Source organism: Streptomyces sp. BYX5S (genome assembly GCF_054724165.1).
Map to the genome: position 1 here is coordinate 6,461,787 of NZ_CM138829.1, position 15,702 is coordinate 6,477,488.

General features: G+C 73.2%; 13 protein-coding genes. 3 read left to right on the forward strand and 10 right to left on the reverse strand.

Features of this window, described 5'->3' with window-relative positions:
* Positions 1–74 precede the first annotated feature (74 nt).
* From ACYBSK_RS29050 to rimP, 8 genes are all read right to left on the reverse strand, one after another.
* Complete coding sequence (locus ACYBSK_RS29050; RefSeq protein WP_460243905.1) at positions 75–3,815, reverse strand: trypsin-like peptidase domain-containing protein; 3,741 nt, start codon at positions 3,813–3,815, stop codon at positions 75–77.
* Between the two features lie 249 nt (positions 3,816–4,064).
* Entirely contained in the window at positions 4,065–4,970 is a 906-nt protein-coding gene (gene truB / locus ACYBSK_RS29055) for a tRNA pseudouridine(55) synthase TruB (RefSeq protein ID WP_457480215.1), read from the reverse strand.
* A gap of 2 nt (positions 4,971–4,972) precedes the next feature.
* The gene (gene rbfA, locus ACYBSK_RS29060; RefSeq protein ID WP_457480216.1) at positions 4,973–5,443 is read right to left on the reverse strand and encodes a 30S ribosome-binding factor RbfA; all 471 of its coding nucleotides are present in this window, start codon (positions 5,441–5,443) and stop codon (positions 4,973–4,975) included.
* A gap of 48 nt (positions 5,444–5,491) precedes the next feature.
* The gene (locus ACYBSK_RS29065) at positions 5,492–5,785 is read right to left on the reverse strand and encodes a DUF503 domain-containing protein (RefSeq protein WP_385761001.1); all 294 of its coding nucleotides are present in this window, start codon (positions 5,783–5,785) and stop codon (positions 5,492–5,494) included.
* A gap of 137 nt (positions 5,786–5,922) precedes the next feature.
* Positions 5,923–8,982, reverse strand: a complete 3,060-nt coding sequence (infB, locus tag ACYBSK_RS29070; RefSeq protein ID WP_457480217.1) for a translation initiation factor IF-2 — start codon at positions 8,980–8,982, stop codon at positions 5,923–5,925.
* A 146-nt stretch (positions 8,983–9,128) separates the two neighbouring features.
* Positions 9,129–9,407, reverse strand: a complete 279-nt coding sequence (locus ACYBSK_RS29075) for a YlxR family protein (protein WP_457480218.1) — start codon at positions 9,405–9,407, stop codon at positions 9,129–9,131.
* A gap of 102 nt (positions 9,408–9,509) precedes the next feature.
* Positions 9,510–10,508, reverse strand: a complete 999-nt coding sequence (gene nusA, locus ACYBSK_RS29080) for a transcription termination factor NusA (RefSeq protein WP_457480219.1) — start codon at positions 10,506–10,508, stop codon at positions 9,510–9,512.
* Positions 10,509–10,510: 2 nt separating this feature from the next.
* A complete protein-coding gene (gene rimP / locus ACYBSK_RS29085; RefSeq protein ID WP_457480220.1) occupies positions 10,511–11,023 on the reverse strand; it encodes a ribosome maturation factor RimP in 513 nt (170 codons plus the stop codon).
* Between the two features lie 209 nt (positions 11,024–11,232).
* On the opposite strand from rimP, the gene ACYBSK_RS29090 reads away from it, so the two are divergent.
* Genes ACYBSK_RS29090 through ACYBSK_RS29100 form a run of 3 tightly spaced genes read left to right on the forward strand, consistent with a single transcriptional unit; the run spans position 11,233 to position 13,169 of the window.
* A complete protein-coding gene (locus ACYBSK_RS29090; RefSeq protein WP_460243906.1) occupies positions 11,233–11,748 on the forward strand; it encodes a hypothetical protein in 516 nt (171 codons plus the stop codon).
* Positions 11,745–12,224 carry a ferritin-like domain-containing protein gene (locus ACYBSK_RS29095; protein WP_460243907.1) on the forward strand — a complete coding sequence of 160 codons (480 nt, stop codon included), beginning with the start codon at positions 11,745–11,747 and terminating at the stop codon, positions 12,222–12,224. The genes ACYBSK_RS29090 and ACYBSK_RS29095 overlap by 4 nt, the downstream gene beginning before the upstream one ends.
* 42 nt (positions 12,225–12,266) lie before the next feature.
* On the forward strand, positions 12,267–13,169 hold the full coding sequence (locus tag ACYBSK_RS29100; protein WP_457480223.1) for an aminoglycoside phosphotransferase family protein: 903 nt from the start codon (positions 12,267–12,269) through the stop codon (positions 13,167–13,169).
* Positions 13,170–13,315: 146 nt separating this feature from the next.
* Here the strand turns inward: ACYBSK_RS29100 and ACYBSK_RS29105 are convergent, their stop codons facing one another.
* Entirely contained in the window at positions 13,316–15,016 is a 1,701-nt protein-coding gene (locus tag ACYBSK_RS29105; protein ID WP_457480224.1) for a proline--tRNA ligase, read from the reverse strand.
* A gap of 114 nt (positions 15,017–15,130) precedes the next feature.
* A complete protein-coding gene (locus tag ACYBSK_RS29110; RefSeq protein ID WP_457480225.1) occupies positions 15,131–15,694 on the reverse strand; it encodes a GNAT family N-acetyltransferase in 564 nt (187 codons plus the stop codon).
* Between the last annotated feature and the right edge of the window lie 8 nt (positions 15,695–15,702).

The window sequence follows — 15,702 nt, forward strand, 5'->3', positions numbered from 1 at the left end:
GTCTCTCTGTCGAATACGCAGGTCTAAGAGTGCCATGCCGACCGCCCGCGCTCCGCATCGGGCGGCCCGCGACGCTACGCGGACACCCGCGCCCCCGCCACGGTCTCGATCGTGCGCCGGGGGCCGGGCCCGACCAGCGCCGCCCACTCCCGCGGCGCCCCGGCCAGCCAGCGCGCCACGAGCCCGGCGAACCCCGGCACGGTGCGCGCCAGCTCCACCAGCCGCCGGTCGAAGCGGGCCGCGCCCTCGGGCGTGCGCACGAGCAGCGTGCCCGTGCGGTGCACCAGATCCCGCGTCCTGGCCTGCCCGCGCCGCCCGGCGTCCCGCGCGGCGGCGCCCAGCAGCGCCTCCAGCACCACCGGGTCCCGCTCCTCGTCGAGCAGTACGTCGGTCAGCTCGGCCCGCAGCGCCCGTGACGCCGTCGTGCCGGGCGCGGCGAGCACCGGCGCGAGCGCGCACCGGACGACCGGGGGCCGCTCCGCCAGCAGGCCCACGACGAGCGGGAACAGCACGGGCCGCGCGCCGGGGCCGTGTTCGAGTCCGCGGTCGACGAACGCGGCCACGTGTCCCGCGGCGGCGTCCGGCCAGTCCTCGGCGAGCTGCCGCACGAGGCCCGCGGCGCGGCGGGCCAGCGGCGGGTCCGTCAGCTCGGCCAGGGCCCGCAGGATTCCGCCGAGTCCGGGGCCCGGCTCCCGCAGCCGCGCCTGGAACGCGGCGAGCACGGGCTCCGGGTGGGTGGTGAGGGCCGGGGCGAGCGCGGCGGCGGGCAACTGGGCGTCGCCCGCCGCGAAGCGCTCCAGGGCTCGCGCCAGGTGGCCGGGGCGCGTGGCCGGGTCCCGGACGAGGAGGGCGAGGGCGGCGCCGTGCAGCGCGCGGTCCGCGGGCCGGTCGAGCAGGGCGAGCGCGGCGTACCGCAGCAGCTCCCGGTCGGCGTCGGCCGTCACGCGCGGCGCGACCCGCGCCCCGTACGCGGCGGCGGCCACGCGGCGCTCGGGGCGCTCGTCGTGCGCCCACCGCTCCACGGCCCGGCACATGCCTGCCGGTTCCTCCTCGGCGAGCGTGGCGAGCAGTTCGTCGGCGAGCGGGTGGGCGCGGTCGACGAGGGCCTCGGTCAGGTCGTCCAGGTCGTGGCGGCGGTGGGTGTGCAGCAGGGCCTGGGCGGCGTCCGCGACGGTGGCGTCGGGGAGGGCGGGCAGCGGGCGTTCGTCGTCGAACCAGCGGGTGAGTCTGCGGTGTACGCGGCGCGGGTCGGCGACGAGTGCCTGCGCCACGGCGTCCAGGCACCGCCCACCGGCCGCGCCCCCGTCGTGCACGACGGCCCGCCGCAACAACTCGAACCGGGTGTCGTCCCCGACGGCGATCCGCATCCAGAACGCCCCGCCGAACGCGCCCCGCTCGGCGAGCGCCTCGACCACCCCGATGTACGGCCCGACGTCCCCCACCCTCACCAACACCGCCCGCACCAACTCCCGCGCCCACCACTCGGCCTCCCCCACCCCAGCGTCGGGGCTCCGCCCCGCACCCCGCTCCTCAATCGCCGGAGGGGCTTCATTGGCCCACGCCTCCCGTTCCTCGAACGCCGCAGAGCCCCGAGGTACCGACACCGCCCCCGCCTTGGGCAATCTGCCGCCAGGGGCGGCAGGGTGGGCAAGACGGCCCCCACCACGGGCAGCCCCTCCCTCAGGCACCGCCCCCGCCCCCGCCTTGGGCAATCTGCCGCCAGGGGCGGCAGGGTGGGCAAGGCGGCCCCCGGCGCGGGCAGCGCCTTGCTCGGGCGTCAACCCCGGCTCGGGCGAACGCCGCACCCCGGCACGGGCAGCACCTTCCTCGGGCGTCAACCCCGGCTCGGGCGAAAGACCACCCGCATCACCGGCGAAGCCCCACGCCACCAACTCCCGCAACCACCCCTCCAGCTCGGCGCAGCCCCCCTGGCGCTCGACCAGGAGCAACGCCCTCACCACCGGCCCCGCCCGATGCCTCGGCACCGGCACCGCGCCCCCGCCCCCGGCCCCCTCACCCCGCCGGAACACCAACCCCTCCAACGCCCCCGCCACATCCAAGTGCATCCCCTGGATCCAGTCCGCGACCTCCTCGTGGGCGAACCGATACCCACCCCCTCCGCCGGCCGGCACCAGTACCCGCTCCGCCAGCACCGCCGACGCCCACCCCGCGACCCCGTCCCGCATCCCCCACGGGAACAGCTCCTCGAAGGACTCCCGGTCCAACTCCCCCTGCCCGGGTCCAAGACTGCGCCGCGCGGCCTCGTGCACCTGCCCCGCCACCCGCGCCGCGAGCCTGCGCACCCCGCTCCCCCGCACCCCGGCGGGCGCGGCGAGGCGCACCGCCACCCGCAGGCACATCAGGTCGAGGTACGCCCCGAGGATCTCGTCCCGGTCGGGACACCCGTCCACACCCCCGGGCAACGCCGCCCGCACCTCGCTCAGCAACCGCAACGACAACGGATGCCCGGCCTCCCGCTCCGCGAGCGCCCCCTCCGGCACTCCGAACCGCTCCCGCGCCCGCCGCGCCGCCTCCCCCACCAGGTCCCCGATCCGTACGCACGCCGGGAAGGCCCCTTCCGCCCGCCCGTGCAGGACCTCCGCGCCGAACATCGCGCCCGCCTGCTCCCAGTACTCGCCGCGGCACGCCACCACCAGCCGCACCCCGCACGCCGCGAGCCACCGCTCCGTCCCCCGCGACCAGGCACCCAGCCGGTGCGCGAGCACGGGCGGCATCTCCTCGGGACCGTCGAGCAGCAGCACGAGCGGGCGTCCGGCCTCCCTGGCCACCTCGGCGATCCGCTCGGCGGAGACCTCCCCGACGCCGCCTCCGGCGACACCTCTGCCGTCCCCGGACGCCGCCACGATCCGCCCGGCCCGCTCCAGCGCCCGCCCCACCGCCTGCGCCACCGACGCGTCGTCCTCGCTCAGATCCGCGCCCCGCAGCCACAGCGCGGGCGCCGCCCCGTCCCCGGCGGCCCGCCGCGCGGCGAACGCGGCGAGCTCCGTGGTCCGCCCGCTCCCGGGCTCCCCGACGAGGGCCAGCACCCGCGCCTCACCGCCCGCCCCCGACGTGAAGGCGTCCAACTCGCTCACGAAGTCCGGCCGTTCGACCGGCTCGGGCCCCTCCTCGCCCGGCCCGTCGCTGCCCACCGAGATCCCGCACAGGTGCAGCACCCCGCCGAGGTTCAGCTCGTCCCCGTACGCGGGCACGGTCGCGGCATTGCGCGCCAGGAGTTCGGCCAGCGCCCCGCGCCCACCGACGGCGGCCGCCGCCCGCAGCGGCACCGCGAACCCGGCGGCCCGGTGCCCGGCCCGCAGCGCCGTACCGAGGACCGCGAGCACCACCCCCGTACGCGCGTCCAGCACGGGCCCACCCGCGGCCCCGCCGCCGACGCGCAGCGCATCCGCCCCCGCCGTGCCGACGGCCAGTTCCAGGGCGTCGTCGAGCAGATGCGTGCCGTCCCGGGCCACGTACGCGACCGGTGTCCGGCCCAGGACCCGCGCCTCGCGCCACCCGCCCGCCGGAATCCGCACATACGCTCCGGCCCGGAGCACCCCCGACGCCGCGATCGGCAGCGGCGCCGCGCCGATCCCCTCCGCTCGCACCAACGCCAGCCCCGCTTCGGGCAGTTCGACGATCGACTCGGGTCCCACCGCGCATCTCACGCCACCCGGCCCGTGCACCTCGAGACGCCCGAGGCCGTCCACCGCCTCGTGGCTGGTGACGACCGTCCCGCGGTCGTCCGCCACGAACCCCGTACCGCACGGCCGCCCGGTCGGATCACAGATCCGTACCAGCGGCGGATCCACCATGCCCGGACCCTCCCACCGCTTCGCGCCACTCCCTGTACCTTCGAAGTACTTCGTACGTCCGACGGTAGGCGCGCGATGATCAGTGGAACAGCGCCCGAAGCGAACGCGCCCCCTTGCACTCCCCCGATTCACTCCGAGCGCCCGCTCGGAGGGGTGAACTGCACGGGTGCAGTGGATACACCCTGGAGAGGGGGACGTGGAGCGGCGGCCACCCACAGACCGGTAACCCGCCGCTCCACCGGCCGAGCCTCAGCCGAAGACGGCCAGGCTCTTCGCCTTGCCCTTCGCTTCCTCGACCAGCGCGAGGAAGTCGCCGGAAGGACCGAACACGGCGACGGGACCCGCCCCCGCGTACTCCTCGGGCATCTCCAGGCGCACGCCGTTGAGCAGCAGCTTGCCGCGCCGCCCGTCGACGTCCCAGCGCGGGAACGCGGCGGCGGCCGCCTCGGCCACCGGCATCACGGTCAGCGTCTCCTGGAGCTGGTCCAGGGTGCGCGCCGAGTCGAGCTTGTACGGGCCGACGCGCGTGCGCCGCAGCGCCGTCAGATGCCCGCCGACACCGAGCCCCGCGCCCAGGTCACGGGCGAGCGCCCTGATGTACGTACCGGACGAGCAGACGACGGAGACGACCAGGTCGAGGACCGGCGTGCCGTCCTCGGCGACCGCGTCCCGGACGTCGTACACGGCGAAGGACGAGATCGTGACCGGGCGCGCCGGGATCTCGAACTCCTCGCCGTCGCGGGCCCGCTTGTAGCTCCGTACGCCGTTGATCTTGATGGCGCTGACCTTCGACGGCACCTGCATGATGTCGCCGCTCAGCTCGGCGATGCCCGCGTCGATGGCCTCGCGCTTCACGCCGGACGCGTCGGTGGAGGACGTGATCTCGCCCTCGGCGTCGTCCGTCAGCGTGTTCTGCCCGAGCCGGATCGTGCCCAGGTACTCCTTCTCGGTCAGCGCGAGATGGCCGAGGAGCTTGGTCGCGCGCTCGACGCCGAGCACGAGCACACCCGTCGCCATCGGGTCGAGGGTGCCCGCGTGTCCGACACGACGGGTCCTGGCGATCCCGCGCATCTTGGCCACGACGTCGTGCGAAGTGAAGCCCGACGGCTTGTCGACGATGACAAGGCCGTCGGGCGGAGGGGTGCGGTCGGACATGCTCAGGCTTCGCCGTCCTTCTCGGGGGCGTCGGCCGTGTCCTCGTCGGCATCCTCGGGCTTCTTGTACGGGTCCGCCTCACCGGCGAACGCGGCGCCCGCGGACGCCTCGCGCACCTGTGCGTCGGACTGCCGGGCCCGGTCGAGGAGGTCCTCGATGGTGCGGGCGTTCTCCGGCAGGGCGTCCGCGACGAAGGCCAGGGTCGGCGTGAACTTCACACCGGCCGCCTGACCGACCGCCGAGCGCAGGATGCCCTTGGCGCTCTCGAGGCCCGCGGCGGCGGCCGCGCGCTCCTCGTCGTCCCCGTACACCGTGTAGAAGACGGTCGCCTCCCGCAGGTCCCCCGTCACACGGGTGTCCGTGATCGTGACGTGCGAGCCGAGCCGCGGGTCCTTGATCCCACGCTGCAGCTTCTGCGCCACCACCTCTCGGATGAGGTCCGCCAGCCTCTTGGCGCGCGCGTTGTCGGCCACTGGTCCGTCTCCTTCTAAGTGCTTACTTGCTTGTAGCTTCAGTCTGCGTCAGTCGTCGTCGCCGTGGAGCCTGCGCCGAACCGACAGCAGTTCCACCTCCGGCCGCCCGGCGACGAGCCGCTCGCACCGGTCGAGCACGTCGGTCAGGTGGCCGGTGTCCCCGGAGACCACCGCGAGCCCGATCTCGGCCCTGCGGTGGAGGTTCTGGTTCCCCGTCTCGGCGACGCTCACCGCGTACTTGCGGTGGAGTTCGGCCACGATCGGGCGGACGAGGGAGCGCTTCTCCTTCAGCGAGTGGACGTCGCCGAGAAGCAGGTCGAAGGACAGAGTCCCCACATACATGTGTGTCCGGATGTCCCGCCGGTCCGGGGTCGTATGGGCGGCCGGTTCCGGCCACCGATACGGGAACCGTACACGCAACGGCCGGGGCCGATCGACGGAAATAAGTCCCGTCGACCGGCCCCAGTCGCGTATCAGGCTCAGACGCGCGGCTTCTCGCGCATCTCGTACGTCGCGATGACGTCGTCGACCTTGATGTCGTTGAAGTTTCCGAGGTTGATACCACCCTCGAAGCCTTCGCGGATCTCGGTGACGTCGTCCTTGAAGCGACGCAGACCCTCGATGTTGAGGCTCTCCGCGATGACCTTGCCGTCGCGGAGGAGGCGCGCCTTGGTGTTGCGCTTGACCTCGCCGGAGCGGATGAGAACACCCGCGATGTTGCCCAGCTTGGACGACTTGAAGACCTCGCGGATCTCCGCCGTGCCGAGCTCGACCTCCTCGTACTCCGGCTTGAGCATGCCCTTGAGGGCCGCCTCGATCTCCTCGATGGCCTGGTAGATCACCGAGTAGTACCGGACGTCGACACCCTCGCGCTCGGCCATCTGCGCCGCGCGGCCGGCCGCGCGGACGTTGAAGCCGATGACGATGGCGTCCGAGCCCATGGCCAGGTCGATGTCCGACTCCGTGACCGCACCGACGCCGCGGTGCAGGACGCGGATGTCGACCTCTTCGCCGACGTCCAGCTGGAGCAGGGAGGACTCGAGAGCCTCGACGGAACCAGAAGCGTCACCCTTGATGATGAGGTTGAGCTGCTGGACCTCGCCGGCCTTGAGCACCTTGTCCAGGTCCTCGAGGGAGACACGGCGCACGCGCTTGGCGAAGGCCGCGTTCCGCTCGCGGGCGGCACGCTTCTCGGCGATCTGACGGGCCGTACGGTCCTCGTCGACCACCAGGAAGTTGTCGCCGGCGCCCGGGACGTTGGTGAGACCGAGCACGAGGACCGGAGTCGAGGGACCGGCCTCCTGCACGTTCTCGCCCTTGTCGTCGAGCAGGGCACGGACACGGCCGTAGGCGTCGCCCGCGACCAGCGTGTCACCGACGCGGAGCGTGCCTCGCTGGACGAGGACGGTCGCGACGGCACCGCGGCCCTTGTCGAGGTGGGCCTCGATCGCAATACCCTGCGCGTCCTGGTCGGGGTTGGCCCGCAGGTCGAGCGAGGCGTCCGCGGTCAGGACCACGGCCTCGAGCAGGGAGTCGATGTTCTCGCCCTGCTTGGCGGAGATGTCGACGAACATGGTGTCGCCGCCGTACTCCTCGGCCACCAGGCCGTACTCGGTCAGCTGACCGCGCACCTTGGTCGGGTCGGCACCCTCGACGTCGATCTTGTTGACCGCGACGACGATCGGGACCTCGGCGGCCTTGGCGTGGTTGAGCGCCTCGACCGTCTGCGGCATGACGCCGTCGTTGGCCGCGACCACGAGGATCGCGATGTCGGTCGACTTCGCACCACGGGCACGCATGGCGGTGAACGCCTCGTGCCCCGGGGTGTCGATGAAGGTGATGGCGCGGTCCTCGCCATTGACCTCGGTCGCGACCTGGTAGGCACCGATGTGCTGGGTGATGCCGCCGGCCTCGCCCGCGATGACGTTGGTCTTGCGGATCGCGTCGAGCAGTCGCGTCTTACCGTGGTCGACGTGACCCATGACGGTCACGACCGGCGGACGCGCCATGAGGGCCTCTTCGCCGCCCTCGTCCTCGCCGAACTCGATGTCGAACGACTCGAGCAGCTCACGGTCCTCCTCCTCGGGGGAGACGATCTGAACCGTGTAGTTCATCTCGTCACCGAGGAGCTGCAGCGTCTCGTCGGAGACGGACTGCGTGGCCGTGACCATCTCGCCGAGGTTCATCATGACCGCGACGAGCGACGCCGGGTTGGCGTTGATCTTCTCCGCGAAGTCGGTGAGGGAGGCACCGCGCGACAGGCGAACGGTCTCGCCCTTGCCGCGAGGCAGCATTACGCCGCCGACCGACGGGGCCTGCATGGCCTCGTACTCCTGGCGCCTCTGCCGCTTCGACTTGCGACCGCGACGCGCCGGACCGCCGGGACGACCGAAGGCGCCCTGCGTGCCACCACGTGCACCCGGACCGCCGGGACGGCCACCGAAGCCGGGACGGCCGCCGAAGCCGCCGGGACGTCCGCCACCGCCGCCGCCGGGACCGCCGGGACGACCGGCGAAGCCGCCGCCACCGCCACCGGGACCGCCGGGACGACCGGCGAAGCCGGGACGACCGCCGCCGCCACCCGGACGACCGCCGCCGCCGGGACCGCGACCGCCGCCACCCGGACCCGGACGCGGGCCCGCGGCGGGACGCTGCGGCATCATGCCGGGGTTCGGACGGTTGCCGCCGCCGGGACGGGGACCACCCTGCCCGGCCGCGCCGCCCTGCGGGCGCGGCATGTTGCCCGGGCTCGGACGACCGGCGCCCGGAGCCTGCGGACGGGGACCACCCTGGCCGCCACCCTGCGGGCGCGGACCGCCCGGGGCACCCTGGCCGCCGGGACGCGGGGCGCCGCCCGGACGGGGCGCCTGCGGGCGCGCCATGCCGGTGGAACCGCCGGAGGTGAAGGGGTTGTTGCCCGGACGCGGGCCCGAGGGACGGGCGCCACCGGGACGGGGACCGCCCTGGCCGCCGGGACGCGGGGCGCCCTGACGGTCGCCGCGGTCACCGCGCTGGCCCTGGCCGCGGTCCTGGCCGGGGGCCGGACGGCCGCCGGGCTTCGGGGCACCGGGGCGGGCGCCGCCGGGCTTCGGGGCCGCGGGGGCCTGCGAAGCGGCGGGAGCCTGGAACTCCGGGGTGCTCGGCGCCGGGGAAGCGGGCTTCGGGGCCGGCTTCGGACCGGGCGTCGGCCGCGGACCCGGGGTCGCCGGAGCGGCCGGGGCAGCGGGCTTCTCCGCGGCGGGCTTCGGCGCCGGAGCAGCCGGACCCGGACGCGGGGCGGCAGGCTTGGCGGCCTGCGCGGGAGAAGGGGTGGGACGCGGCGCCGCGGGCTTCGCGGGCGCGGCCTTCTGGGGCGCGGCCTTCTTGGCCGCACCGTTGGTGCCCTGGTTCAGGGCATCAGTCAACTTGCGTACTACCGGCGCCTCGATCGTCGAGGACGCCGAACGTACGAATTCACCGAGTTCTTGGAGCTTGGCCATGACGACCTTGCTCTCCACGCCGAACTCCTTGGCGAGTTCGTATACCCGGACCTTAGCCACTTCGCTCCTTTTAGGTCCGGGTTACGCCGGACCGTCGCTACTTCATGGGCGTACTCATCGCGTGCTCATCGAGTGCTCATCGCAATCTCGACCTACTTCCAACTCGCGGGGTACCAGGGCCGCACGGGGGTTCCGCGCGGCGCTTCTTACGGTGTCGCCTGCTCGACGCGGTGGCGCAGGGCCGCCGTGTCGAACGGTCCAGGGGCTCGATAAGCCCTCTGGAACGCCCGGCGGCGGACCGCCAGGTCGAGACAGGCCACGGCGGGATGCACGTACGCACCCCGGCCGGGCAGCGTACCGCGATCATCGGGGACGCACTGTCCCTCGATCACCACGATCCGCAGCAGTTCGCTCTTGGCCGCTCGCTCCCGGCATCCCACGCAGGTTCGCTCAGGGCATGCGCGGGCATGCGTCCGACCAGACACGATTAAGTCTACCTCCCCGTACCGACCTCACCCCTTTGGGGCAAAGATCGAACGGCTGGTTTCGTCACATACTGTCGTGATCCAAGCGCTGAGCGCTCGGATTTATTCCCCGGCCCCGGACTCCGGCTGCTCGGTGTCCGGACGGATGTCGATCCGCCAGCCGGTGAGGCGGGCCGCGAGCCGGGCGTTCTGCCCTTCCTTGCCGATGGCGAGGGAGAGCTGGTAGTCCGGCACGGTGACGCGGGCGGAGCGGGCGCCGAGGTCCACGATCTCGACCTTGGAGACGCGGGCCGGGGACAGCGCGTTGGCCACCATCTCGGCCGGGTCGTCGGACCAGTCGACGATGTCGATCTTCTCGCCGTTGAGCTCGGCCATGACATTGCGCACACGGCCGCCCATGGGGCCGATGCAGGCGCCCTTGGCGTTCAGCCCGCTCCGGGTGGAGCGCACGGCGATCTTCGTGCGGTGGCCGGCCTCGCGCGCGATGGCGGAGATCTCGACGGACCCGTCGGCGATCTCCGGCACCTCGAGCGCGAAGAGCTTCTTCACGAGGTTCGGGTGCGTACGGGACAGCGTCACGGACGGGCCGCGGACGCCCTTGGCGACGCGGACCACGTACGAGCGCAGGCGCAGCCCGTGCGGGTACTCCTCGCCGGGGACCTGCTCCTGCACCGGCAGGATGGCCTCCAGCTTGCCGATGTCGACCAGCACGTTCTTCGGGTCGCGGCCCTGCTGGACCTGGCCCATCACGATGTCGCCCTCGCGGCCCGCGTACTCGCCGAGCGTCGCGTCGTCCTCGGCGTCGCGCAGCCGCTGGAGGATGACCTGCTTCGCGGTGGTCGCGGCGATCCGGCCGAAGTCGGAGGGGGTGTCGTCGAACTCCTTGGGCTCCTGGCCCTCTTCGAGGTCCGACGGGTCCTCCTTGGCCCAGACCGTGACGTGTCCGCTGTCGCGGTCGAGGCGCACGCGCGCGTGGCGGAAGCTGCCGTCGGTGCGGTGGTAGGCGATGAGGAGGGCCGACTCGATCGCTTCGACCAGCAGATCGAAGGAGATCTCCTTCTCCCGGACCAGACCCCGCAGGGCACTCATGTCGATGTCCACGGCTACGCCTCCTCTTCGTTGTCGTTGCTGTCGTTCTTGCTCTTGCGGTTGAACTCGACCTGGACACGCGCCTTGGCGATGTCGGCGAAGTCGAGCCTGCGGGTGGTCGCCTTGCGGCCCTTCACACCCGGTACTTCGAGGTCGAGGCCGTCGTCGTCGACCTTCAGGATGCGCGCGACCAGCTCGCTGTCGTCCTTCAGCTGGAACTTGACGAGGCGCTCGACGGCGCGGAGGTAGTGGCGGTGCTCCTTCAGGGGGCGCTCGGCGCCCGGGGTCCCGACCTCGAGCTCGTACTCGCCCTCGCCCATGGCGTCGGTCTCGTCGAGCTTCGCCGAGAGCGCGCGGCTCACATCGGCGATCGCGTCCAGGTCGGCGCCCTCGTCGGAGTCCACGACGACGCGCAGCACACGCTTGCGTCCTACCGAGGCCACTTCGATCTCTTCGAGTTCGAGCCCCTGTGAGGTGACGAGCGGTTCCAGTAGTTCCCGCAGCCTCTCGTTCTGGGTGGTGCTCATCCGGGTGACTCCTCGGCCGCGTGTGCTGTTGTGGTTACTGACTTTCCTTGCGCGTCAGGTCAAAGGGTATCCGGTCCAGGGGGGTGTTGCCGTCCACCCGTGCAAGGGCGGCGGTACGGTGATCACGGCCACTCCCCCTTGATCGGTACCGATCAAGATGCCGCCGCCTCCGAAAGCTTTCTCACTTCTGCCTCTTGAGGACGCCCGCCGTGCCGCTGCTCCCTCCCGCCCGCTCCGGGCCTCGCCGCAGGACCCTGCTCGCCTCGCTGGCCGGTGCCGCGCTGCTGACCGGCTGCTCGGACGCCGACGGGGGCGCCGAGGGCGGCAGCGGGTCGCCGGCCGCCGCCCAGGAGAAGCGGCTGCGGACGCGGGCGGCGCGGGAGAGCACGGATCTGCTGGCCCAGTACGACCAGGCGCTGTCGGCCCGGCCGGGGCTCGCGTCCCGGCTCGGTCCGCTGCGGGCCGAGGTCGAGCGGCACGTGAAGGCGTTCGGCGGGAAGGCCCGCGCCTCGGGGGCCGCGGCGCCCCCGGGCCGGAAGTCGGCGCCCGCGCCGGCCTCCGAGAAGGACATCCTCAAGGCGCTCGCGGTGGCCGAGCGGTCGCTGGCGGACCGCAGGGCGACGGAGCTGGTGGACGCGCCGGGCGAGCTGGCGAGGCTGCTGGCGTCGGTGGCGGCGGCCGGGGCGGCGCACGCGTATCTGCTGTCGGAGGACGAGGGCGAATGAGCGAGAACGAGCTGCTCGCCGCGGTGCAGGCGGCGCTGCGGGCCGAGCACGCGGCGGTGTACGGGTACGGGGTGGTCGGCGGCCGGATCGGCGAGGACCGCAGGAGCGAGGCCCGGTCCGCGTACGACGGGCATCGCGCGCGCCGCGACGAACTGCGGCGCACGGTGCGGGACCTGGGCGGCAACCCCGAGGAGTCGGCGGGCGCGTACGCGCTGCCGTTCCCGGTGCCGGACTCCGCGGCGGCGGCGCGGCTCGCCGCGGACATCGAGAGCCGGGTCGCCGGCGTCTACTCGGACCTCGTCCGGGCGGCGGGCGGGGAGCGGCGCCGGAGCGCGGCCGACGCGCTGCGCGAGGCGGCGGTCCGTGCCGTGCGCTGGGGCGGCGGCAGCGTAGCCTTCCCTGGGCTCTCCGAACGGGCCGCGGCGCCGACGGCATCGTCGTCGGGGTCCTCGTCCTCGGAGCAGCCCAGCACGTAGGCAGTCTTGGGAAGGGAATCCCCGCGCATGGCATCCCCGCGCATGGCATTCGAACCGCCGAAGCGGCTGGTGAACGCGCTCGGCGAGGTGCGCGACGACGGGGCCTCGGCGTGGCTCGACGAGGTCGGCGCGCTGCTGGGCGCCGCGGCGGCGCGGCGCGATGTGACGGTGGAGCGCGTCCATGTGCCCGGCGGCCGCAGCAGCCTGGTCGCCCACGTCCGCAGGGCGGACGGCTCCCCGGCGATCCTCAAGCTGGCCCCCGAGCGCTTCCGCCCGGAGGCCGAGCGGGCGGCGCTGACGCACTGGGACGGTTTCGGTGCGGTGCGGCTGCTCGACCCGGGCGTGAACGACGGCGCGCTGCTCCTTGAACGCCTGCACCCGGAGATCTCCGTGCGGACGCTGCCGGAGGCCAAGGCGCTCCTTGAGGCGGCGGGCACGCTGCGCCGCCTGTGGGTGGACCCGCCGGAGGGCCGCAACTGCGAGACCGTTCCGGAGCGTACGGGCCGTCAGGCGGTGGGGATGCGGGCGACGGTGGAGTCGTTCCCCGACGTGGCGCCGCTGATCGACGCGGCCCTCGCGACCCGGGACGAGCTGGTGTCCGCGCCGCCCGAACTCCGCCTGCTGCACGGCACGTTCCGGCAGTCCAAGGTGCTGTCCGGGGAGCGGATGCCGTGGCTGGCGGTCGGGCCGGACCCGGTGGTCGGCGAGACGGCGTTCGACCTGGCGCGGCTGGTCCGCGACCGGGTGGAGGACCTCATCGGCTCCCCCTCCGGCCCCGCCATCACGCGCCGCCGCGTGAAGCGGTTGGCGGAGTCCCTGGAGGTCGACCAGGACCGGCTGCGGGGCTGGACGCTGTTCCGTGCGGTGGAGTCCGGTGCGCGGGCACTGCGCGTGGGGCGGCACCGGGACGGCGAGAACCTGCTGGAGTTCGCCGGCTGGCTGTGACCGGCTCCGTGGTGGGCGTCACGGGGCTCCGCCCCGGACCCCGCGCCTCAAACGCCGGCGAGGCTTGAAAGATCGGGGCTCTGCCCCGGACCCCGCTGCTCAAGCGCCGCAGGGGCTTGAACAGCGGGGAGGGGGCGCCGAGGGGCTTACGCCGTGAGGCGGGTGATGGCCTCTTCGACCGTGAGTTCCTCGCGCTCGCCCGTGCGGCGGTCCTTCAGTTCCACGACGCCGTCGGCGCTGCGGCGGCCCGCGACGAGGATCTTGGGGACGCCGATCAGCTCGGAGTCGGTGAACTTCACGCCGGGCGAGATGCCGGGGCGGTCGTCGACCAGGACACGGACGCCGGCCGCGGCCAGCTTGTCCGAGACCTCCAGGGCGAGCTCGGTCTGGAGGGCCTTGCCCGCCGCGACGACGTGGACGTCGGCCGGGGCGATCTCCTCCGGCCAGATCAGGCCCTTGTCGTCGGCGTGCTGCTCGGCGAGCGCCGCGACGGCACGCGAGACGCCGATGCCGTACGAGCCCATGGTGACGCGGACCGGCTTGCCGTTCTGGCCGAGGACGTCGAGCTGGAAGGCGTCGGCGTACTTGCGGCCGAGCTGGAAGATGTGACCGATCTCGATGGCACGGTCCAGCTTGAGGCCGGTGCCGCACTGGGGGCACGGGTCGCCCTCCTGGACGACGACCACGTCGACGTACTCGGAGACCTCGAAGTCACGGCCCGCGACGACGTTCTTCGCGTGCACGCCGTCCTTGTTGGCGCCGGTGATCCACGCCGTGCCGGGGGCGACCCGCGGGTCGGCGATGTACGTGACCTTCTCCAGGCCCTGCGGACCGACGTAACCGCGGACCAGGTCGGCGCGGCCCTCGAAGTCCTCGGCCGTCACCAGTTCCACGGCGGCCGGGGCGAAGTGCGCCTCGACCTTGTCCATGTCGACCTCGCGGTCGCCGGGGACGCCGACCGCGACGATCTCGCCGTCGACCTTCACGAGGAGGTTCTTGAGCGTCGCGGAGGCCGGGACCTCCATGTACGCGGCGAGCGTCTCGATGGTGGGGGTGTCCGGCGTCGGGACCTCCTCCAACGCGGGCACGCCCTCCGCGTCGACCGCCTTGACGGCGAAGCCGACGGCCTCGGTGTTCGCGGCGTAGTCGCAGTTCGGGCAGTCGGCGAAGGTGTCCTCGCCGGCCGCGGCCGGGGCGAGGAACTCCTCCGACTTCGAGCCGCCCATCGCGCCCGCGGTCGCGGCACAGATCCGGTAGTCGAGACCGAGGCGCTCGAAGATGCGCTGGTACGCGGCGCGGTGCAGGCCGTACGACTCGGCGAGGCCCTCGTCGGTCAGGTCGAAGGAGTACGAGTCCTTCATCTGGAACTCGCGGCCGCGCAGGATGCCGGCGCGGGGGCGGGCCTCGTCGCGGTACTTGGTCTGGATCTGGTAGAGGATCACCGGCAGGTCCTTGTAGGACGTGCACTGGTCCTTGACCAGCTGGGTGAAGATCTCCTCGTGGGTCGGGCCGAGCAGGTAGTCGCCGCCCTTGCGGTCGTTGAGGCGGAACAGCTCGGCGCCGTACTCCTCCCAGCGCCCGGTCGCCTCGTACGGCTCCTTGGGCAGGAGCGCGGGCAGCAGGACCTCCTGGCCGCCGATGGCGTCCATCTCCTCGCGGATGACGCGCTCGACGTTCGCGTAGACCCGTCGGCCGAGCGGCAGCCAGGACCAGACACCGGCGGCGGTGCGGCGCACGAAACCGGCGCGGACCAGCAGCTTGTGGCTGAGGACTTCGGCGTCCGCCGGGTCGTCGCGCAGTGTCTTCACCATCAACTTCGACATGCGCTGGACCTGGACCTTGGCCATGATTCGACTCCTGCGACAGGGGGTGCCCCCTGCTCGAACGTAGTTGAGAGCTTGGGGGAGGGTGATGTCAGGAGGTTAGCCGGGGGGCGGTCGCGGCCGGAAATCGGTTGCCGGTTATGCGTGACGGCGCAGTGGCAGGGGCGCGCCCATCACCGCGTACGGGCGCGGGGCGCTCGGGAACAGGACCTGGCGGGCGAGGTCCTCGTAGCCGAGGGAGCGGTAGAGGCCGCGGGCCGGGCTGTCGAAGTCGATCGCGGAGAGGATCGAGCGGGGCTCGGTGGCGCCGTCGGTGATCGTCGTGATGAGGGTGCGGCCGACGCCGCGGTTCTGGTAGCCGGGGTGGACGTGCAGCTCCGTGATCACGAAGGAGTCGTCGAGCCAGTGGTCCTCGCCGCGGGCGCGGAGGTACGGCTCGACGACGGTGGACCACCAGTGGGTGCGGTCGTTCGGCATGCCGTAGACGAAGCCGACGAGGCGGCCGGTGTCGGTGGTGGCGCCGAGGGAGCGGGCGCCGGGGTAGGTGATGTGCCGCAGCACGATCTGGCGGCGCACGGCGATCTCGTCGTCGCTGAGCCCGAACGCGTACGCCTGCACGGCGAGCGCCTCGTCGACACGGCTGCGCAGGTCCAGGGGGCCGATGGTGACGGCGCGGTCGTCCGTGCGGTTCCGGTGCGGCATGCCCGGAG